The sequence below is a fragment of the Lentzea albidocapillata subsp. violacea genome (assembly GCF_900100275.1).
Lineage (GTDB): Bacteria > Actinomycetota > Actinomycetes > Mycobacteriales > Pseudonocardiaceae > Lentzea > Lentzea violacea.
The window spans coordinates 158,325-176,150 of record NZ_FNET01000010.1 but is presented as its reverse complement, the minus strand read 5'-3'; the positions used below and the strand labels follow the sequence as shown (position 1 = coordinate 176,150).

Annotated in this window: 24 protein-coding genes and 1 pseudogene; 11 read left to right on the top strand and 14 right to left on the bottom strand. The window is 69.5% G+C overall.

Going from position 1 to position 17,826, the window contains the following annotated elements:
- Positions 1-74: 74 nt before the first annotated feature.
- Positions 75-1,121 carry an NAD(P)-binding domain-containing protein gene (locus BLR21_RS23090; protein ID WP_256334874.1) on the bottom strand — a complete coding sequence of 349 codons (1,047 nt, stop codon included), beginning with the start codon at positions 1,119-1,121 and terminating at the stop codon, positions 75-77.
- Between the two features lie 94 nt (positions 1,122-1,215).
- On the opposite strand from BLR21_RS23090, the gene BLR21_RS23085 reads away from it, so the two are divergent.
- The 8 genes and pseudogenes from BLR21_RS23085 (at position 1,216) to BLR21_RS23050 (ending at position 7,227) form a co-directional block, all read left to right on the top strand.
- Complete coding sequence (locus BLR21_RS23085; RefSeq protein WP_256334873.1) at positions 1,216-1,968, top strand: hypothetical protein; 753 nt, start codon at positions 1,216-1,218, stop codon at positions 1,966-1,968.
- 7 nt (positions 1,969-1,975) lie between these two features.
- Complete coding sequence (locus BLR21_RS23080) at positions 1,976-3,004, top strand: LLM class flavin-dependent oxidoreductase (protein WP_090008135.1); 1,029 nt, start codon at positions 1,976-1,978, stop codon at positions 3,002-3,004.
- Between the two features lie 336 nt (positions 3,005-3,340).
- A complete protein-coding gene (locus tag BLR21_RS23075; RefSeq protein ID WP_090008133.1) occupies positions 3,341-3,868 on the top strand; it encodes a hypothetical protein in 528 nt (175 codons plus the stop codon).
- Between the two features lie 10 nt (positions 3,869-3,878).
- Positions 3,879-4,346: a thioredoxin-dependent thiol peroxidase gene (gene bcp / locus BLR21_RS23070; protein ID WP_090008131.1), complete on the top strand. Its 468-nt coding sequence runs from the start codon at positions 3,879-3,881 to the stop codon at positions 4,344-4,346.
- 283 nt (positions 4,347-4,629) lie between these two features.
- Positions 4,630-4,971: a DMT family transporter gene (locus BLR21_RS23065; protein ID WP_090008128.1), complete on the top strand. Its 342-nt coding sequence runs from the start codon at positions 4,630-4,632 to the stop codon at positions 4,969-4,971.
- A 58-nt stretch (positions 4,972-5,029) separates the two neighbouring features.
- Positions 5,030-5,917 (top strand): annotated as a pseudogene (locus BLR21_RS44710) (NACHT N-terminal Helical domain 1-containing protein); the annotation flags it as partial.
- Positions 5,918-5,990: 73 nt separating this feature from the next.
- Positions 5,991-6,716, top strand: coding sequence for an NACHT domain-containing protein (locus BLR21_RS23055; protein WP_090008124.1), 726 nt, complete (start codon positions 5,991-5,993; stop codon positions 6,714-6,716).
- Positions 6,717-6,780: 64 nt separating this feature from the next.
- Positions 6,781-7,227: a hypothetical protein gene (locus BLR21_RS23050; RefSeq protein WP_143027841.1), complete on the top strand. Its 447-nt coding sequence runs from the start codon at positions 6,781-6,783 to the stop codon at positions 7,225-7,227.
- Here the strand turns inward: BLR21_RS23050 and rdgB are convergent.
- The gene (gene rdgB, locus BLR21_RS23045) at positions 7,224-7,823 is read right to left on the bottom strand and encodes an RdgB/HAM1 family non-canonical purine NTP pyrophosphatase (protein WP_090008120.1); all 600 of its coding nucleotides are present in this window, start codon (positions 7,821-7,823) and stop codon (positions 7,224-7,226) included. The two genes, BLR21_RS23050 and rdgB, sit on opposite strands and share 4 nt — an antisense overlap.
- Positions 7,820-8,584 (bottom strand): ribonuclease PH, encoded by a 765-nt coding sequence (gene rph / locus BLR21_RS23040; RefSeq protein WP_090008118.1) that lies wholly within the window; start codon positions 8,582-8,584, stop codon positions 7,820-7,822. The genes rdgB and rph overlap by 4 nt, the downstream gene beginning before the upstream one ends.
- A gap of 49 nt (positions 8,585-8,633) precedes the next feature.
- On the opposite strand from rph, the gene BLR21_RS23035 reads away from it, so the two are divergent.
- Positions 8,634-9,128: a DUF2231 domain-containing protein gene (locus BLR21_RS23035; protein ID WP_256334872.1), complete on the top strand. Its 495-nt coding sequence runs from the start codon at positions 8,634-8,636 to the stop codon at positions 9,126-9,128.
- On the opposite strand, the gene BLR21_RS23030 is transcribed toward BLR21_RS23035, so the two are convergent.
- The 4 genes from BLR21_RS23030 to BLR21_RS23015 are packed head-to-tail and all read right to left on the bottom strand — an operon-like array spanning position 9,086 to position 11,643.
- Positions 9,086-9,502: an OsmC family protein gene (locus BLR21_RS23030; RefSeq protein ID WP_090008114.1), complete on the bottom strand. Its 417-nt coding sequence runs from the start codon at positions 9,500-9,502 to the stop codon at positions 9,086-9,088. The two genes, BLR21_RS23035 and BLR21_RS23030, sit on opposite strands and share 43 nt — an antisense overlap.
- Positions 9,499-10,266, bottom strand: coding sequence for an MBL fold metallo-hydrolase (locus tag BLR21_RS23025; RefSeq protein ID WP_090008112.1), 768 nt, complete (start codon positions 10,264-10,266; stop codon positions 9,499-9,501). Before BLR21_RS23025 ends, BLR21_RS23030 begins: the two co-directional genes overlap by 4 nt.
- A gap of 1 nt (position 10,267) precedes the next feature.
- Complete coding sequence (gene murI, locus BLR21_RS23020) at positions 10,268-11,020, bottom strand: glutamate racemase (protein ID WP_090008345.1); 753 nt, start codon at positions 11,018-11,020, stop codon at positions 10,268-10,270.
- Positions 11,021-11,031: 11 nt separating this feature from the next.
- Complete coding sequence (locus BLR21_RS23015) at positions 11,032-11,643, bottom strand: rhomboid family intramembrane serine protease (protein WP_090008110.1); 612 nt, start codon at positions 11,641-11,643, stop codon at positions 11,032-11,034.
- A 33-nt stretch (positions 11,644-11,676) separates the two neighbouring features.
- Here BLR21_RS23015 and BLR21_RS23010 point away from each other — a divergent pair, with 33 nt between their 5' ends.
- The gene (locus BLR21_RS23010) at positions 11,677-12,537 is read left to right on the top strand and encodes an SMP-30/gluconolactonase/LRE family protein (protein WP_090008108.1); all 861 of its coding nucleotides are present in this window, start codon (positions 11,677-11,679) and stop codon (positions 12,535-12,537) included.
- Positions 12,538-12,639: 102 nt separating this feature from the next.
- Here BLR21_RS23010 and BLR21_RS23005 read toward each other — a convergent pair whose 3' ends face one another.
- The 7 genes from BLR21_RS23005 to clpS form a co-directional block, all read right to left on the bottom strand.
- A complete protein-coding gene (locus tag BLR21_RS23005; protein ID WP_030479224.1) occupies positions 12,640-13,590 on the bottom strand; it encodes a PLP-dependent cysteine synthase family protein in 951 nt (316 codons plus the stop codon).
- A gap of 8 nt (positions 13,591-13,598) precedes the next feature.
- Positions 13,599-13,871: a MoaD family protein gene (locus BLR21_RS23000; RefSeq protein ID WP_090008106.1), complete on the bottom strand. Its 273-nt coding sequence runs from the start codon at positions 13,869-13,871 to the stop codon at positions 13,599-13,601.
- A 31-nt stretch (positions 13,872-13,902) separates the two neighbouring features.
- Positions 13,903-14,313: a M67 family metallopeptidase gene (locus BLR21_RS22995; protein WP_090008104.1), complete on the bottom strand. Its 411-nt coding sequence runs from the start codon at positions 14,311-14,313 to the stop codon at positions 13,903-13,905.
- Between the two features lie 73 nt (positions 14,314-14,386).
- Positions 14,387-14,683 (bottom strand): hypothetical protein, encoded by a 297-nt coding sequence (locus tag BLR21_RS22990; protein ID WP_090008102.1) that lies wholly within the window; start codon positions 14,681-14,683, stop codon positions 14,387-14,389.
- A 17-nt stretch (positions 14,684-14,700) separates the two neighbouring features.
- Positions 14,701-15,612 carry a P1 family peptidase gene (locus BLR21_RS22985; protein ID WP_090008100.1) on the bottom strand — a complete coding sequence of 304 codons (912 nt, stop codon included), beginning with the start codon at positions 15,610-15,612 and terminating at the stop codon, positions 14,701-14,703.
- Positions 15,609-16,166, bottom strand: a complete 558-nt coding sequence (locus BLR21_RS22980; protein WP_176929750.1) for a DUF2017 domain-containing protein — start codon at positions 16,164-16,166, stop codon at positions 15,609-15,611. The genes BLR21_RS22985 and BLR21_RS22980 overlap by 4 nt, the downstream gene beginning before the upstream one ends.
- On the bottom strand, positions 16,163-16,462 hold the full coding sequence (clpS, locus tag BLR21_RS22975) for an ATP-dependent Clp protease adapter ClpS (RefSeq protein ID WP_090008096.1): 300 nt from the start codon (positions 16,460-16,462) through the stop codon (positions 16,163-16,165). The genes BLR21_RS22980 and clpS overlap by 4 nt, the downstream gene beginning before the upstream one ends.
- A 79-nt stretch (positions 16,463-16,541) precedes the next feature.
- On the opposite strand from clpS, the gene BLR21_RS22970 reads away from it, so the two are divergent.
- Complete coding sequence (locus BLR21_RS22970; protein ID WP_090008094.1) at positions 16,542-17,825, top strand: nicotinate phosphoribosyltransferase; 1,284 nt, start codon at positions 16,542-16,544, stop codon at positions 17,823-17,825.
- The last annotated feature ends 1 nt before the right edge of the window (position 17,826 follow it).

The window sequence follows — 17,826 nt, the reverse complement described above, 5'->3', positions numbered from 1 at the left end:
GACCAGCCCCCCACCCGCGCGCCGACCCCGGACCGCGCACAACCCCCACCCACGCTCGCCCGCCGTGAGGCCGCCTAGTTCGCGACCTTGAGGCTGTCCAGGTACCCCATCAACTCACGAACGGCACTGCGCCCGGCCCGGTTAGCCCCGATCGTGCTGGCCGAAGGCCCGTACCCCACGAGGTGGATCCGCGGGTCGGACACCACACGGGTGCCGTCCACCTGGATCCCGCCGCCGGAGGCCCGCAGGTGCAACGGCGCGAGGTGGTCCAGATCGTGCCGGAACCCGGTGGCCCACAGGATGACGTCGGCGTCGAAGCGTTCCCCGGACGCCCACTCGACGCCGGTGGGCGTGACCCGCTCGAACATCGGCTTGCGGGCCAGCACCCCGGAGGCGATGGCGGCGCGCGTCTGGTCGGTCAGCGCCAACCCGGTGACGCTGACGACGCTGCGCGGGATCAGGCCCGCCCGGACGCGTTCCTCGACCATGCCGACCACCCAGCGGCCGTAGTCCTCGGTGAACGGGCCCTCCCGCCACACCGGTTCGTGCCGCGTGATCCAGCGGGTCTCCGCAGCGAAAGGAGCGAGTTCCATCAGCAGTTGGGTGGCCGAAGCGCCGCCGCCCACGACCACGACCCGCTTGCCCGCGAAGTCGGCGGGGCCCTGGTAGTCGGCGGTGTGCAGCTGACGGCCCCGGAACGTCTCCTGGCCCGGGTAGTACGGCCAGAACGGGCGGCGCCAGGTGCCGGTCGCGTTGATCAGGCCGCGGGTGGTCCAGACGCCGTCGGTGGTCTCGACCTTGAGCAACGAGCCGTCGCTCACCACCTGGGTGACGTTCACCGGGCGCACGACGGGCAGGTCGAAGAGCTGTTCGTAGCGGGCGAAGTAGGACGGGATCGCCTCGTTGGCGGCCTCGTCGGGCGAGGGCTGCTCGAACGGCATGCCCGGCAGCTCGTGGATGCCGTGCACGGTCCGCATGCGCAGGCTCGGCCAGCGGTGCAGCCAGGCGCCGCCGGGAGCGTCGTTCGCGTCCAGCACCACGTGGCCGACACCGCGCCGCTGCAAGAAGTACGAGGCGGACAGGCCCGCCTGTCCCGCGCCGATCACCACCACATCCGTCACATCTCGGTCAACGGAAGGAGGCAGCCGGTTCTTCTCACCTGTGACCCACAAAACATCGGGCAAAAGGTCCGGGCGGCCACTAGCTTCCGGGAGCGTGCACCTAACTCTGACGATGGCGTTGCTCGCGGCACCTGTTTCCACGCCGGCGCCCGTTCCCGCGCCGACGGCCTCCTACGCGGTCTACGACCGGATCACGCACCAGGTGACCGGCCGGGACGTGCACAAACCGATCAGGTCAGCCTCGCTGGTGAAGATCCTGATCGCGATCGAACAGCTGGAGACTCGGGGCGACGACCCGCGCATCGAACCGATGTTGCGCGTCAGCGACGACAACGCGGCTAGCGAGCTGTGGGTCGAGAATGGGTGGGAGCAGCTCGTCGTGCGCACGGCCGAGCGGTTGAAGCTCGACGACACGCGGCCGCCGGAGAACCGCGGCATGTGGGGCTACACGGCCGTGAGCGCCTCGGACGTCGTGAAGATCTATCGGTACGTGCTGGAGGAGGCGAAGCCGAAGGTGCGGCACACGATCATGGGGCACCTGCAGCGGGCCGAGAAGTGCGCGTCGGACGGGTTCGACCAGTCGTTCGGGCTGCCGTCCACCACGTGGCAGCCCGCGTTCAAGCAGGGCTGGTCGGGGTTCGGCGACCCGGCGAAGCCGTGCGTCGACAGGCCGCGTCCGCGCATGCAGTGGGACCTGGACACGAAGTCACCGGCGCTGCACACGTCCGGGACGTGCTGGTTCAGCATCGTCGCGGTGCTGACGCTGCACCCCGAGGGCACCACGTACGAGAAGGCCGCGAAACGAGTTACCCGGCTCACGGAAGAAGTCACGAAGTATCGGTGTTGATCGATGTATGAGCCGTCTGAGTGAGATCCCGCTGTCCGTTCTCGACCTAGCCCCCATCACGTCGGGGTCGGACGCGACGACCGCGCTGCGGAACTCGCGGGAGCTCGCTCAGCAGGCCGAACGTCTCGGCTACCACCGCTACTGGTTCGCCGAGCACCACAACATGCCGGGCATCGCCTCGTCCGCGCCGGCCGTGCTGATCGGGCACATCGCGGACGCGACGCGGACGATCCGCGTCGGCTCCGGCGGCGTCATGCTGCCCAACCACGCGCCGCTGGTGGTCGCCGAGCAGTTCGGCATGCTCGAGGCGTTGCACCCCGGCCGCATCGACCTCGGCATCGGCCGCGCGCCCGGCACCGACCAGAAGACGGCGCGGGCGCTGCGGCGCACCGAGGCAGGTCTCTCCGCGGAGAACTTCCCGCAGGAGCTGACCGAGCTGATCAAGTACTTCGAGGGCACCGCCGAGCTCAACGCCGTGCCCGCCGCCGGCAACAAGCCGCCGATCTGGCTGCTCGGCTCGTCCGGCTACAGCGCGCAGGCGGCGGGGATGCTGGGCCTGCCGTTCGCGTTCGCCCACCACTTCAGCGCGCAGAACACGCTGCCCGCGCTGGAGCTGTACCGAAGGCACTTCCGGCCGTCCGAGGTGCTCGACGAGCCCTACGCGATGGTGTGCGCCTCGGTCGTCGTCGCCGACACCGACGAGCACGCCCGCTACATCGCGGGTCCGGGAGCGCTCTCCTTCGTGCGGCTGCGCCAGGGCCGTCCGGCTCCGCTGGCCACGCCGCAGGAGGCAGCGGACTACCCCTACACCGAGATCGACGAGCTGGTGATCGAAGACCGCATGGCCAGCCAGATCATCGGGTCCCCCTCAACGGTCCGCTCGGGGCTGGACGGGTTGATGGAGTCGACGGCGGCCGACGAGCTCATGGTCACCACCATCGTGCACGGGCATGATGACCGTCTGCGTTCCTTCGAACTCCTCAGCGAGCTGGCCGAACGGACGCCGTCACTGGACCGTTCAGCCGCACATACGTGAGTCGGCCAGGCGTGACCTTCACGTTTTGTACGACTGACGCTGGTCTGAACGGGTGATAAACGGCTCCGCTTGTAGCGCGGGGCACACAGTCGGCGATGATCGGTATGAGCGCGCACGCCCCCCGACGCGCTCCCTAGCGTGACCCGCGGCCTCGGCCGCAGGACGGCGTGGGGCCGGCGCACTCTGTGGCGCCGCCCACGCCGCCCATCACGAGTCGGCCACGTCCCGGCACCAGGTCCGCTTCAGAGGCCTCTTTCGTTCGCACTTCCCTCTTCGGCACCGTCACAGTGGACGTGAATCGTTCACACCCACCGCCGGGGTGGGAAAGGGGAGTTCGTGAAGTTCGCCAAATCGGCCGCGGCCCTGTGCCTGTTGCTGGCCGTGGCGGGATGTGCGGGCCCCAGTGTCGCCGTCACCCCCGACGAGAACCTGACGGTCGAGCAGCGAGCCGAGACGCCGAGCGCGTCCGGTGCCGCCGCGTACGGCTCGCAACGCGTGTGGGCCTCGGGCCTGTCCGTCGTGGTCTCCGCCCCCCGCTCCCTCGCACCGTCCGAGACGGCGATCCCGAAGGCCAGCCGCACGGCGGTCTTCACGATCACTGTCTACAACGGCTCCAAGGCCCCTTACCGGCCCTCTCAGCTCTCCGTGCGCGCCACGGCCGACGGAGAACCCGCCGCTGACCTCGTCGACTCCGTGCAGGGCCTCAACGGCCTCGCCGCCGCCGTCGCCGAGCTCCCGCCGGGCCGCGACACCCAGCTCCAGCTGGCGTTCGCGGTACCCGAGGCGCCGGTGCGCATGCAGCTGACCATCCAGCCGGGCGGACAGGGCCAGGACGCGCCCACCGTCTTCGAGGGCCAGGCCTAGTCTCTGGGGCATGACCAGTCGTCTCGAACCTGGTGACACCGCGCCCGCGTTCACGCTGCCCGACAGCGAGGGCAAGCCGGTGTCCCTGTCCGACTACCTCGGCAAGTCCGTGGTCGTGTACTTCTACCCGGCCGCGAGCACGCCGGGCTGCACCAAGCAGGCCTGCGACTTCCGCGACAGCCTCGCGCAGCTGAACGATCTCGGCTACGAGGTCGTCGGCATCTCGCCCGACAAGCAGGAGAAGCTCGCGAAGTTCCGTGACGCCGAGGGCCTGACCTTCCCGCTCCTCGGCGACCCGGACAAGAAGGTCCTCACCGAGTGGGGCGCGTTCGGCGAGAAGCAGAACTACGGCCGCACCGTCCAGGGCGTCATCCGCTCGACGTTCCTCGTCGGCCCCGACGGCAAGATCGTCAAGGCCATGTACAACGTCCGCGCCACCGGCCACGTCGCCAAACTCCTGCGCGAACTCCCCGCCTGATTTCCCACCGGACGTGAGGCCGCCGTCGCTTCGACTGCGACGGCGGCCCTTTTTTCAGGTATGGTCGAGGCGAGGGCGTGCAACAAAGCCGCCCCTGTTCCGGTGAGGGTGATACACCGTGTGTCGTTTGACGGCACCTAACGGCCCCGACATCCCGTCTGATTTCATCTTGCGAGTCCACTTCCCCACGCGCGGCGGCTGACCAGGGCTTTTCGCCCACTGTCAACCGTTCTCTTCAACACGCATGCCAAGCGCTGCGTGCATTTCGTGCTGGGAAACTTCAATGCTCAAGTGGATATTGCTGACTCTGGCCGTAGGTGCGGAGGTTTTCGCGACCCTCTGCCTCAAATACTCCGACGGCTTCACCAAACCGTGGCCCACGGCCGGCCTCGGCGTCGGCTTCCTGACCGCCCTCTACCTCGAATCACTCGTGATCAGAATGGGCGTGCCGGTCGCGATCACCTATGCGATCTGGGCAGGCGCGGGTATCGCCCTGGTGGCGATCACGAGCCGAGTCCTCTTCGCTGACCCGCTGAACCTCGCCATGCTCGCCGGCATGGCCCTGATCGCTGCCGGTGTCTGCGTCGTGTCGGTGGCCTCCCACGCCCAGGCGGCCAACGTCTAGCCTCATTTGGGTGGGGTTCGAAATCGCCGCTGTCTCCAAGCTCGGTCAATCGGTGGCGATGCGCGCCGCCACCGAGTGGCTCGCCAGTCACGCCGAGGAAGACGCACTGGCCAGATCACTCGCCGATCTCGCGGCAGCGGAACTCGCGAAGCCCTACCAGCGAGCCAAACTCGACACTCTCGTCCAGCACATCGGGCACCAGGTCACCGAGCAGTTGGCGCCCGTCCTCGAACGGTTCGCCGACGACGACGTCGCCGCCTCCCTCACCGCGGTGGAGGAGGCGCTGTCGTCCGTCGACCTGTCCGACGAGGCCCTGCTCTCCGACGACGCCGACCCCGAAGTCCTGGCCCAGCGCATCCGCGGTTCGGTGCCTCGCCAGGACCTGGGCCGGTGTTACGAGATCGCCCTCGACCAGTCCTGCCGCTACCTCGTGCAGATCATCAGAAACCTGCCGTCGTTCCAGCCGCGTGCGCTGGCCGAGGTTCTCTCCCGCGCCACCGCCCAGACCGCCTTGCTGGAGGACGCGCTCTCTCGCCTGCCACGAACGTCGTTGCACGCCCCGCAAGGCGCTGACAACGACGACGAGTTCCGCGACGAATACCTGCGCTACATCACAGTGAGCCTGGACCGGCTGGAACTCCTCGGCCTGTCCGTGAAGGACCGTCCACGCCTGGCACTGAGCGTGGCCTACCTGAGTCTCACGGTGTCAGGCCAGGAACGCCTACGGCACGGATGGTTCGGTGAGGCGGACCAGCAGTCGCACTCCGGTGTGCGAGTGGAGTCCGCTTTGGTCAGCCGCACCTTCGTGCGCGGAGAAGCGGGCTCCGGCAAGACCACGCTGCTGGACTGGATCGCGGTCACCGCCGCCCGTGGCGGCTTCGTGGGCGACCTGCGCTCGTGGAACGGGCTGATCCCCTTCCCGATCCGGTTACGCGCCTACGCCGACTCACCGATGCCCGCCAAGCCCGAGGAGTTCGTCACCGGATGGCTGGCCGGAATCATGCCGGCAGGCTGGGTCCATCGCGTGTTGCGGGAGGGCAGGGGGACTGCTGCTGGTCGACGGCGTGGACGAGGTACCGCCGTCGAAGCGCCCCCACGTCCGCGAGTGGCTGCGCGAACTCCTGCACACCTTCCCCCTGGCGCAGGTCGTGGTGACGGCACGCCCTGCCGCGGCGGACAAGAAGTGGTTGGCGGAGCTGAATTTCTCGTCAACGGTCCTGCAACAGATGAGTCCGGTCGACGTGAGGATCTTCCTCCAGCGGTGGCACGAGGCGGCCGGTGCGCCGGAGGAGGCCCGGCGTCGGCTGGTCAGCCAACTCGACAGCCGAGTGCATCTGCGTTCCCTGGCTTCCTCACCGTTGCTGCTGCGAGACCTGGCCTGGCGGCTGACCCTGGGCGGGCGCAGTCAGCTGCCGACCTCGAAGGTGCACGAGCACGTAGCCCGCAAGATCCGCTCGATGCCGAACGTGGACGAGGAGACGGACGCTGTTGTCACACACCTGCTGGAACGCAGCGGAGTCATCCGCGAACTCGTCCCGGGCCAGGTCGACTTCGTGCACCGGACCTTTCAGGAGTACCTGGCCGCTCGAAGCGTGGCTCAACTTCGATCGCCGGCGTTACGCGGAAGAGGTGCTGTCGCACGCACCGCTGGACGACGGCTGCGCCAGGATCACGACCATCCGGTTGATCCCCCACCTTCCACGGTTGCGCCGTCTGACCGCCGTCGACATCTTCCTGACGGATGACGAGGAACAGACCGACCTGACGTTCGTCCAGGACGTGCCGGGGCTGAGACATCTCAGCGTTCCGGTGACCGGGGTGGTCGACGTGAGCCCGCTCAAGGCGACGACCCCGCACTCGCTGTTTCTGTACGGCGCAGTGCAACTCGAGAATCTCGACCAGCTGCCGCCGATCGAACACACGCTCGGCCTCTTTCAGGTCGAACCCTGGCACACGCTCGAGTTCCTGCGCGGTCGCGAACTCGTCACCCTGTCGCTGAGCGAACCCGCACCTGACTGCGACATGAGTCCGATCGCCGACATGGCTCTGCTTCGCAGACTGGGCTGCCACGGTTGGGTCGATCTGAGCGTCGTGCCCGCACCTCCGAGACTGGAGACGATCGAGGTCGACGACTGGGGCCCGATCGACATCGAGCCGCTGCGGAACCGCTCGCTGCTTCTGGAGCTGCGCCGACGCAACCTTCACGTCGGAATCGAGCAGCTCGGTCCCGACGTGAAGATCAGGTGGCGAAACTAGGCCAGCTTGCGCAGGTACGGCACCAGGAGCTTCAGGGCGCGGCCCCGGTGCGACTCCGCGTCCTTCTCCTCCGCTGTCATCTCGGCCGAGGTGACCTCGTACCCCTCGGGCACGAAGATCGGGTCGTAGCCGAAGCCGTTGGTGCCGCGACGGGCCCGCAGCAACGTGCCGCGCCACTCCCCGCGCACGACGACCTCTTCACCGCCCGGTACGACAAGAGCGACCACCGACACGAAGGCAGCGCCGCGACGCTCGTCCGGCACGTCGCCGAGCTGACCGAGCAACAGGTCCAGGTTGGCGTCGTCGTCGCCGTGGCGGCCCGACCAACGGGCGGACAGCACGCCGGGCATGCCGTTCAGTTCGTCCACCGCGAGCCCGGAGTCGTCGGCCACGGACGCGAGCCCCGTGGCGGCAGCGGCGTCGCGGGCCTTCGCCAGCGCGTTGCCCTCGAAGTCGGGCGCGGTCTCGGGGGCCTCCGGGAACTCCGGCACGTCCGACAGGGACAGCACCTCGATGCCGGACAGGGCCTCGGCGACGACGATGCGCTGGAGTTCGCGGAGCTTCTTCGCGTTGCGGGAAGCCAGAAGCAGCTTCATCGCTTGCTCGCCTTGGGCTCCGGCAGGATGCCGGGGTACGGCTGGGCCAGCGCCTCGGCCTGGAGGCGGTTCAGTTCGACGCAGCCCTGTAGGGCGATGTCGAGCATGCGATCCAAAGTGGACCGTGCGAACGTCGCGCCCTCGCCGGTGCCCTGGACCTCGATCAAAGTGCCGGCGTCGGTGGCGACGACGTTCATGTCGACCTCCGCGCGCGAGTCCTCCTCGTACGGCAGGTCCAGCCGGACGCGGCCGTCCACGACGCCCACCGACACCGCGGACACCGCGCACGACAGCGGCGACGGGTCGGCCAGGCGGCCCGCTGCGCCCAGGTACGTCACCGCGTCGGCCAGCGCGACGTACGCGCCGGTGATCGCGGCGGTACGGGTGCCGCCGTCGGCCTGGATGACGTCGCAGTCGATGACGATGGTGTTCTCGCCCAACGCCGCCAGGTCGATGCAGGCACGCAAGGAACGGCCGATCAGGCGCGAGATCTCGTGCGTGCGGCCGCCGATGCGGCCCTTCACGGACTCGCGGTCGCTGCGGCTGTGCGTGGCTGACGGGAGCATCGCGTACTCGGCGGTCACCCAGCCGAGGCCGGAGCCCTGGCGCCACCGGGGAACGCCTTCGGTGACACTCGCGGCGCACAGCACGCGGGTGTTCCCGAACTCGATCAGGACCGAGCCCGCGGGCCAGGTCTGATATCCACGCGTGATCCGGATGTCACGCAACACGTCGTCGTTTCGGCCATCGCTTCGCACCACGGCGCATACCCTAATGAACCCTGCGGAGCGCCATGGCGTAGGGAGAGACATGCTGACGATCGACGGTATTCCGCTTCACCCGTTGCTGGTGCACGCGGTGGTCGCGCTGTTGCCTCTCGCGGCGCTCAGTTCGGTCGCGATCGCGCTGGTCCCGGCCTGGCGGCGCAGGTACGCGTGGCCCGTTCTGGGGGTCACGCTGGCAGGCGTCGCGGCGGTCCCGGTGGCCAAGCAGACCGGCGAGGACTTCCAGGCGGCACTGCAGAACAACGGCGTCCAGAACCCCGCCATCCAGATTCACGCCGACCTCGGCACCACGCTGCTGCCCATCGCGCTCGGGTTCGGCGTCGCGGTGATCGCGCTGCTGGTCGCGGGCCGGCTCGCGGACCGCGAACGCCAGGCCGAGGCACCCACCACGAAGACGTGGCGGGTGCTCTCAGTCGTGGTGTCCGTCCTGGTCGTGCTGCTCGCGATCGGGACGACGGTGCAGACCGTGCGCGCCGGTCACAGCGGCTCGGAAGCCGTCTGGAGCGGTGTCGGGAGCTGAAGCGGCGACGTCGCCGACTGCTTCAACGTCCGCGTGACCGTGCAGAACTGCTCCACGGCGCGCCGGACGACGGTTTCCAGCGCCTCCGGGTCGTCCACCGCGGACAGGTCGTACGAGAGCGTCACCGGGATGGAGATCACCTCGTTGCCGCTCTCGGACTGGACGGCGTCCGCCTCCGCTGTCAGCTTGTCGCCGCCGGTTCTGCGCAGGATCAACGTCTCCGACGTCACCATGGCGCACCCGGCGGCGGCCGCGACCAGCAGTTCGACCGGGCTGAACGAGCCCTCCTGGCCCTTGCGGCCGATCCGCACCGACGCACCGCGACCGTTGGAAGCGACGAACTCGTGCTCGCCGACGCGCTCCAGGTTGATCATGCCCGCTCCCCCATCTCGTACCGGCCGCCCTGCACGACCAGCTCACTGGGCCCGCCGAACGCCGACCGGGCCTCCTCCAGCACGTCCTCACGCGACGTCCACGGCGGCACGTGCGTGATCAGCAGCCGGCCGGCTCCCGCCCGCGCGGCCAGTTCCCCCGCCTCGCGCCCGGACAGGTGCAGGTCCGGCTGGCGCTCAGGCGCGTGCGTCCAGCTCGCCTCGCTCAGCAGTACATCGGCGCCGGCCGCCAGCGAGTCCAGCGCGGCGCAGGGCCCGCTGTCCCCGGTGTACGCCAGCGTCACCCCGCCGCACGAGATCCGGAACCCGTAGGCCTCGCAAGGATGTGCGACCACCGCGGAGTCCACGGTGAACGGTCCGATCTCCACCCGCGAACCCAGGCCGTGGAAGGAGAAGACGTCGCTGAAGTCCAGTGACGACCGCTCGGCCTCGTTCGGCGCGTAGGCGGCGACGAACCGCGAGTGCGCCTCGGCGGGCGCGTGGACGGGCAACGGCCCGGACGGCGGAAGAGGGTGGTATTTCCTTGCCACGTATAGGGAAGACACGTCGACGCAGTGGTCCGGGTGCAGATGCGAGAGCACCAGCGCGTCCATCGAGAACAGCGGCCGCTCCTCCTGGAACCGCGACAGCACGCCGTTGCCGAACTCCAGCGCCAGCGTGAACCCGTCGGCCTCCAGCAGGTACCCCGAGGCCGCCGCGCCGGGTCCGGGGATGCTGCCGGAGCAGCCGAGCACGGTCAGCAGCACGTCAGCCCCACTGTTCGAAGGTCGGCAGGAACCGGCCCGCGAGCTTCGCGAACCGCTCGGGCGGGCCGGTGCACGTCACGCGGTGCACGGCCGGGCCGGACGGTGCGAACTCGTCGCGCTCGGTCAGCAGCCGCACGACGTCCTTCACCGTCTCCTCGGCGCTCGACACCAGCGTCACGTGCTCGCCCATGACGATCTGGATCACGCCCGTCAGCAACGGGTAGTGCGTGCAGCCCAGCACGACCGTGTCGACCTCGGCGCGCTGCAACGGTTCCAGGTAGGCCTGCGCCAGCCCGAGCACCTGCCGGCCGGAGGTGATGCCGCGCTCCACGAAGTCGACGAACCGGGGGCACGCCGCCGCCGTCACCGTCACGTCGCGCGCGGCCTGGAACGCGTCCTGGTAGGCGTGGGAGTTGATCGTGCCGACCGTGGCGATCACGCCGACCCGGCCGCTGTGCGTCGTCCTCACCGCACGGCGCACGGCGGGAAGGATCACCTCGACCACCGGCACGTCGTAGCGCTCGCGGGCGTCGCGGAAGCAGGCGGCGGACGCGGTGTTGCACGCGATCACCAGCATCTTCGCGCCCTCGTCCACGAGCCGGTCGCAGATCTCCAGGGCGTGCTTGCGCGCCTGCGCGATCGGCAGCGGCCCATAGGGACCATGAGCCGTGTCGCCGATGTAGTGGATCGACTCGCCCGGCAGCTGGTCCATGATCGCGCGGGCGACGGTGAGGCCGCCGACGCCCGAGTCCATGATCCCGATCGTCACGCCGTGAATGTAGCCGGTGCGCTCGCGCGGCGGTTGTCGCGAGAAACACCCCACGCAGCCAGAACTCCGCCGATTGCGCCGAACAGGTGGCCTTCCCACGACACACCGGGCTGGCCGGGCAGCACGCCCCACAATGCGGCGCCGTACAGCATGAACACGCCGACGGCGATCACCAGTTGCAGCCACGAACGCGCGAAGATCCCGCGCACCAGCAGGAACGCGAGGAAGCCGAACACCAGCCCGGACGCGCCGATGTGGCTGCCGGGGCTGCCGAACACCCACACGCCCAGCGCGGACGACAACCAGATGACGGCGGTGACCTGGAAGAACTGCTTGAGACCACCCGAGTTCGCGAGGAACCCCAGCAGCAGCAACGGAACCGCGTTGCCGGTGAGGTGGCTCCAGTCGCCGTGGATCAACGGCATCCACAGCAGGTTGTCCCACTCGCCGAAGTCACGCGGCAGCACGCCGTCGTCCTCCAGCGAGCCGCCGGTCGCCACGTCGAAGGCCTCGACGGCGTAGAGGAAGCCGACGAACCCCGCCACGACGAGCAGCGACAGCACTGGATGCGGCGGTATTACCCGTTTCGCGAGCGCGGTGCGGTCCACTTGTCCAGAGTACGTGGGAACTAAGGTGGTTGGGTGTCGATCGAAGTAGCGGTACGCGCGTCCGCCCAGCTGGGCGAGGGCCCGACGTGGGACCACAGCAGCTCCACGTTGCTGTGGGTGGACATCCTCGCCTCCGAGGTGCACCGGTACGCACCCGCGCGGGACGACGACGCGGTGCTCGTGGTGCCCCAGCACGTGGGCGCCGCCAAGCCCCGCGCGCAGGGTGGCCTCGTCTGCAACCTGCGCGACGGCATCGCGCTGATCGACCGCGACGGCGCCAAGAGCTGGCTCGTCTACTGGGCCCGTGACGGTGTGCGCGGCAACGACGCGGGCATCGACCCGTCGGGCCGCCTGTGGGCCGGCACGATGCGCTACGACCAGGCCGCCGACGAGGGCTGGCTCGCCAGGATCACCGGCGACGGCTCCGCGAAGGTCATGGTGGACAAGGTGAACACGAGCAACGGCGTCGGCTGGAGCCCGGACGGCAGGCTCATGTACTTCGTCGACACGCCGACCCGCCGCATCGACGTCCTCGACTTCGACAACGCCACCGGCACTGTCTCGAACCGCCGCCCGTTCACCCACGTCGGCAACACCGAAGGCTGGCCGGACGGGCTGACCGTGGACGCCGACGGGTGCGTGTGGGTCGCGCTGTGGGGCGGCCACGCCGTGCGCCGCTACACGCCGGCCGGTGAGCTCGACCGCGAGATCGGGGTGCCGGTCGACAACCCGACCGCGTGCTGCTTCGGCGGACCGGACTTCACCGACCTCTACGTCACCTCGGCCCGCGTCGGGCTGTCCGATGAGGCGCTGGCGGACCGGCAGCTCAACGGTTCCGTGCTCGTGCTGCCCGGAGCCGGCCAGGGCGTGCCGAGCGTCGCGTTCAACGGCTGACGCAGCTGCCCGGAGCGGCCTTCGCAGGCTGACGCAGGGGTCCCCCCGAGCTGGGAACCCCTGCGTCACAACCTACTCGGCACCACCGACAAGATCGTCGGGCTAAGCCCAGAGGTGGCCGTCGAGCTTGGCGGCCGCCTCGTCCAGGGTTCCGGCGTAGGCGCCGGTCGACAGGTACTTCCACCCCGCGTCCGCGACCACGAACACGATGTCCGCGGACTTCCCCGCGACCTCGGCCTTCTGCGCCACGGCCAGCGCGGCGTGCAGGATCGCCCCCGTCGAGATGCCGGCGAAGATGCCCTCGGTCTCCAGCAGCTGCCGGGTGCGGCGCAACGCGTCATAGGAACCGACCGAGTACCGCCCGGTCAGCACCGACGCGTCGTAGAGCTCCGGGACGAAGCCCTCGTCGAGGTTGCGCAGGCCGTAGACCAGCTCGCCGTACCGGGGTTCGGCGGCGATGATCTGCACGTCCGGCTTGGCCTCGCGCAGGTACCGCCCGACACCGACGAGCGTGCCCGTCGTGCCCAGACCCGCGACGAAGTGCGTGATCTCCGGCAGGTCCTTCAGGATCTCCGGACCCGTGCCGCGGAAGTGCGCCTCCGCGTTCGCCGGGTTCCCGTACTGGTAGAGCATGACCCAGTCCGGGTTCTGCTTGGCGATCTCCTTCGCCGTGGCGACGGCCTGGTTCGACCCGCCGGCGGCAGGCGAGAACACGATGCGCGCGCCGTACGCCTGCAGCAGCTGCTTGCGCTCGGTCGAGGTGTTCTCGGGCATCACGCACACCAGGCCGTAGCCCTTGAGCTTCGCGGCCATCGCCAGGGAGATACCGGTGTTGCCGGACGTCGGCTCCAGGATCGTCGCGCCGGGACGCAGCACGCCGTCCCGCTCCGCCGCCTCGATCATGGCCAGCGCGGGCCGGTCCTTGATCGAGCCGGTCGGGTTGCGGTCCTCGAGCTTCGCCCAGAGGCGCACGTCCGCGGACGGCGACAGGCGCGGCAGGCCCACCAGCGGCGTCCCGCCGAGCGCGTCCAGGAGCGAGTCGTAACGGGCCATCGGAAAGATCAGCCGCCCGCGACGGCCGGGAGGATGGTGACGTTGTCGCCGTCCTTCACCTCGGCCGCGAGGCCACCGGAGAAGCGCACGTCCTCGTCGTTGACGTAGACGTTGACGAACCGGTGCAGCGTCCCTTCCTTGACCAGGCGGGCCTTGAGGCCGCCGTGGTTGTTCTCCAGGTCGTCGATGACCTCGGCGAGCGTCGTACCGGCAGCGGACACCGACTTCTCGCCCTTGGTGTGGGTGCGCAGGATCGTCGGGATCGACACGGTGACTGCCATGGTGGTTCTACCTCCGGGAAACGGGTGCAACTCAGGATTCGACGATCTTGACCGGTTCCTCGGTCACAACGCCGTCGACGATGCGGTACGACCGCAGCTCGTGCTCGATCGGGTCACGCGTGGAGACCAGTACGTAGTGCGCCTGGGGCTCATTCGCGAACGTGATGTCGGTGCGGGACGGATAGGCCTCGGTCGCGGTGTGCGAGTGGTAGATGACCACCGCTTCCTCGTCGTTGGCCTGCATCTCGCGATACACCTTGAGCTGCTCAGCAGCGTCGAAACGGTAGAACGTCGGCGACCGCTCCGCGTTCTCCATCTCGATGATGCGCTCAGGCCGATCGGAGCCCTCCGGCCCTGCGATCTGCCCGCACGCCTCGTCGGGATGGTCACGGCGCGCGTGGGCCACCATCGCGTCCACCAGGTCACGGCGAATCACCAGCACGCGCTCAATCCTACGGGCTGGCGAGAGTTGTCTCGGTATGCGAGATACCCGCTGGGAACCGCACTTCAGGGCGTCATCGGCGCCTGCTGAGCACCACCACGAGGTAGAGGGCCAGCAACGCCACCCCGCGCCGCCGCTGACCCTGGTCGAGCCCGCGCCACGCGGCCAGTTCCGCCCACGCGGCGAACGGGGTGGCCGCGACACCCAGCTTCATCAGCACCTTTCCCAGCCCCGGTGGCACCAGGAACGCCGCGGCGAACAGCCCGGCGGGCGCGACGACCGCGAGTTCCCTGCCGGGGATCTCCCGCGCCGCACCGGGCGGCGCCAGCTCGGACACGACACCTGCTGCCTGGTCGATGACATCGGTCATGCCCGGTGGTTACCCGCTCAGAGGTCGCGGAAAGCCGTCACACCGTTCAAAGACGTCGCCTCGCGCGTGCCGGACACCACGGCCTCAGCGAACATCTCGGCCGCCGCCGTGCACAACGCGTCCAGCGCGAACGCGCGCGGCTCCGCCAGCGGCACGGCACCCGTGGCCAGCGCGAACACCGTGTCACCGTCGAACATCGAGTGCGCGGGCCGCACGGCGCGGGCCAGGCCGTCCTGCGCGGCCATCGCGAGCCGCTGACACTCCGCTTTGGACAGGTCCGCGTCCACCGCGACCACGCCGATCGTGGTGTTGAGGCCTTCGGGCTTGGCTTCGGGCAACGCCACCGCCGACGTGCCGAGCGAGGGCAGCCACGGCAGGCCGGACGCGCGGTCGACGACCTCACCGGACGCGTTCACCACGGCGAGCGCGCCGATCCGGTGCGCGCCGACCGTGGCCGAGGCGACGCCGACACCGCCCTTGAGCGAACCGACCCGCGCACCGGCGCCCGCGCCGACGCAGCCCAGTGCAAAGGACTCCGCGGCGGCCTCGCAGGCCGCGTAACCGAACGAGGCGTCCGGCCGGTTGCCCCACTCCGACATCGGCAGGTCGAAGATCACCGCACCCGGCACGATCGGCACGACGTGGTGCGGCCGCGCGCCGACCCGGAAGCCGATCGACCGTTCCGAGAGCCAGCGCATGACGCCGTCCGCGGCCGCGAGCCCGTAGGCCGAGCCACCTGACAGGCAGATCGCGTGCACCTGCTGGACCAGGTTCGCCGGGGCCAGGAGATCAGTCTCACGGGTTCCTGGAGCGCCACCTCGGCTGTCGACGGCACCGACGGCTCCGGCCGGCACCAGCACGACCGTCGTCCCCGTCGCCCAGCCCGGTTCGAGCCGGTGGTGGTGGCCGACGAGAACGCCGGGGATCACGGCATCATCGCTTCGACGAGCGTGTCCTGCACCCAGGTCAGCCAGTGGTAGACGCCGAGGTGCGGCGATCTCGGGTCCTCCGGCGGCAGTTCCTCCGGCATGTCCTCGGTGACGTCCAGCGCTGTCCCCAGGGCCAGACGCACGTCGTTGAGCGACGACATCCAGGACTCGGCTTCCGCGATGGTCAGCCGGATCTCACCGCCGTCGGGCGAGCAGGTCCGCAGCACGGTCTCGGCCGCACCTGTCTTGTGGTCCAGAAGCTCCGGCTCGTGCAACGAGCGCAGCGCCGAGGCCGAGTTGACCTCGTCCGGGTCCGGCGCGTCGTCGTCGAGGCGGTGGAAGTCCGGCAGCAGCCTGCCCAGGATCGGATCGTCGGGAGCCTCCGACGGGCCTGTCCTGATGCCCGTCAGCTCCGCGAGCTCGTCCTGGGGCGCCTCCTCGGCGCGGGCCAGCAGCATGTCCTGGATCTGGCTGACCAGACCGCGCACGACCGCGGCCTCCTGCCGATCCAGCCTGCCGACGACGATGTCGCCGTCGCGGATCCACCTCTTCACGAGGCCCGCTGCATGGTCGCCCAGAGCCCTGCCGCGTGGAGTTTCGCCACGTCGGCCTCCACCTTGTCCTTGGTCCCCGATGTCACGATCGCCTTGCCCTTGTGGTGCACGTCGAGCATCAGCTTGGTCGCATGGTCCCTGCTGAACCCGAACAGCTTCTGGAACACGTACGTCACGTAGGACATCAGGTTTACCGGGTCGTTCCAGACCACGGTCTGCCAGGGTCGGTCCTCGGCGGCGACTTCTTTGCCGACGGCCTCCGGCTGCGTCCGCTCCTGTTCGACGGGCGTGGTCATACCGCCAATGGTGTCATGTTCGCCGCAGTGACGGAGACCGCGTGCGGGTAAACCGGATGCGACCTTAGGGTTGGTGACCATGAACTCGACGGCGTTGCTCACCGACCACTACGAGCTCACGATGCTCGCGGCCGCACTGCGTGACGGCACTGGTGACCGTCCGTGCGTGTTCGAGCTGTTCGCGCGCAGGCTCCCGAACGAACGGCGCTACGGCGTGGTCGCCGGGACGAACAGGCTGCTCGACGCGATCGGCGACTTCCGCTTCGGCGAGGAGGAGATCGACCAGCTGCGCCGCAACGCCGTCGTCGACGATTCCACCTTGGAATGGCTCGCGAACTACCGGTTCACCGGCGACATCGACGGCTACCCCGAGGGCGAGCTGTACTTCCCCGGTTCGCCGGTGCTGACGGTGCGCGCGTCGTTCGCCGAGGGCGTCGTGCTGGAGACGCTCGCGCTCTCGATCCTCAACCACGACAGCGCCATCGCGTCCGCCGCCGCCCGCATGGTGACCGCCGCGAACGGCCGCCGAATGATCGAGATGGGCTCGCGCCGCACGCACGAGGAGGCCGCCGTGGCGTCCGCCCGTGCTTCGTACCTGGCGGGCTTCACCGCGACGTCCAACCTGGAAGCCGGACGCCGGCACGGCATCCCAACGGCCGGCACGTGCGCGCACGCGTTCACGTTGCTGCACGACTCCGAGGAGGAGGCGTTCCGCAGCCAGGTCAAGGCGCTGGGCGCCGGGACGACGCTGCTGGTCGACACCTACGACATCACCGAGGGCATCAAGACCGCGGTCGCGGTCGCCGGTCCCGATCTCGGCGCGATCCGGATCGACTCGGGCGACCTGGGTGTGCTGGCCCGCCAGGCCCGCGACCAGCTCGACGCGCTGGGCGCCCGCAACACCCGCATCGTCGTGTCCGGTGACCTGGACGAGTACTCGATCGCCGCCCTGCGCGCCGAGCCCGTGGACGCGTACGGCGTCGGCACCTCGGTCGTGGTCGGGTCCGGCGCGCCGACGGCGGGCATGGTCTACAAGCTGGTCGAGGTCGACGGCAGGCACGTCGAGAAGCGCAGCACGTCCAAGCAGTCCCGCGGCGGCTGGAAGAAGGCGTTGCGGCGGCACAAGGACACGGGCACGGCACTGGAAGAGGTCGTGTTCCAGGCGTCTACCGAGCCGGAGCTCGGCCCGTACGACCGGCTCGTGCAGATCCCGCTGGTGCGGGGCGGCAAGGTCACCGACGAGGTGCCCACACTGGAGCAGAACCGCGAACGCCTGCGCGCGGCTCTGGTGAGCGTGCCGTGGGAGGGCCTCAAGCTCTCGCGCGGCGAGCCCGCGATCCCGACGATCTATCTGGAGAACTGAC

Excerpts from the sequence above, each read along its gene's own strand:
- BLR21_RS23080 (WP_090008135.1), top strand. The coding sequence starts at position 1,976 with ATGAGCCGTCTGAGTGAGATCCCGCTGTCCGTTCTCGACCTAGCCCCC.
- bcp (WP_090008131.1), top strand. The coding sequence starts at position 3,879 with ATGACCAGTCGTCTCGAACCTGGTGACACCGCGCCCGCGTTCACGCTG.
- BLR21_RS23065 (WP_090008128.1), top strand. The coding sequence starts at position 4,630 with ATGCTCAAGTGGATATTGCTGACTCTGGCCGTAGGTGCGGAGGTTTTC.
- rdgB (WP_090008120.1), bottom strand. The coding sequence starts at position 7,823 with ATGAAGCTGCTTCTGGCTTCCCGCAACGCGAAGAAGCTCCGCGAACTC.
- BLR21_RS23035 (WP_256334872.1), top strand. The coding sequence starts at position 8,634 with ATGCTGACGATCGACGGTATTCCGCTTCACCCGTTGCTGGTGCACGCG.
- BLR21_RS23030 (WP_090008114.1), bottom strand. The coding sequence starts at position 9,502 with ATGATCAACCTGGAGCGCGTCGGCGAGCACGAGTTCGTCGCTTCCAAC.
- murI (WP_090008345.1), bottom strand. The coding sequence starts at position 11,020 with ATGGACTCGGGCGTCGGCGGCCTCACCGTCGCCCGCGCGATCATGGAC.
- BLR21_RS23005 (WP_030479224.1), bottom strand. The coding sequence starts at position 13,590 with ATGGCCCGTTACGACTCGCTCCTGGACGCGCTCGGCGGGACGCCGCTG.
- BLR21_RS23000 (WP_090008106.1), bottom strand. The coding sequence starts at position 13,871 with ATGGCAGTCACCGTGTCGATCCCGACGATCCTGCGCACCCACACCAAG.
- BLR21_RS22990 (WP_090008102.1), bottom strand. The coding sequence starts at position 14,683 with ATGACCGATGTCATCGACCAGGCAGCAGGTGTCGTGTCCGAGCTGGCG.
- clpS (WP_090008096.1), bottom strand. The coding sequence starts at position 16,462 with ATGACCACGCCCGTCGAACAGGAGCGGACGCAGCCGGAGGCCGTCGGC.
- BLR21_RS22970 (WP_090008094.1), top strand. The coding sequence starts at position 16,542 with ATGAACTCGACGGCGTTGCTCACCGACCACTACGAGCTCACGATGCTC.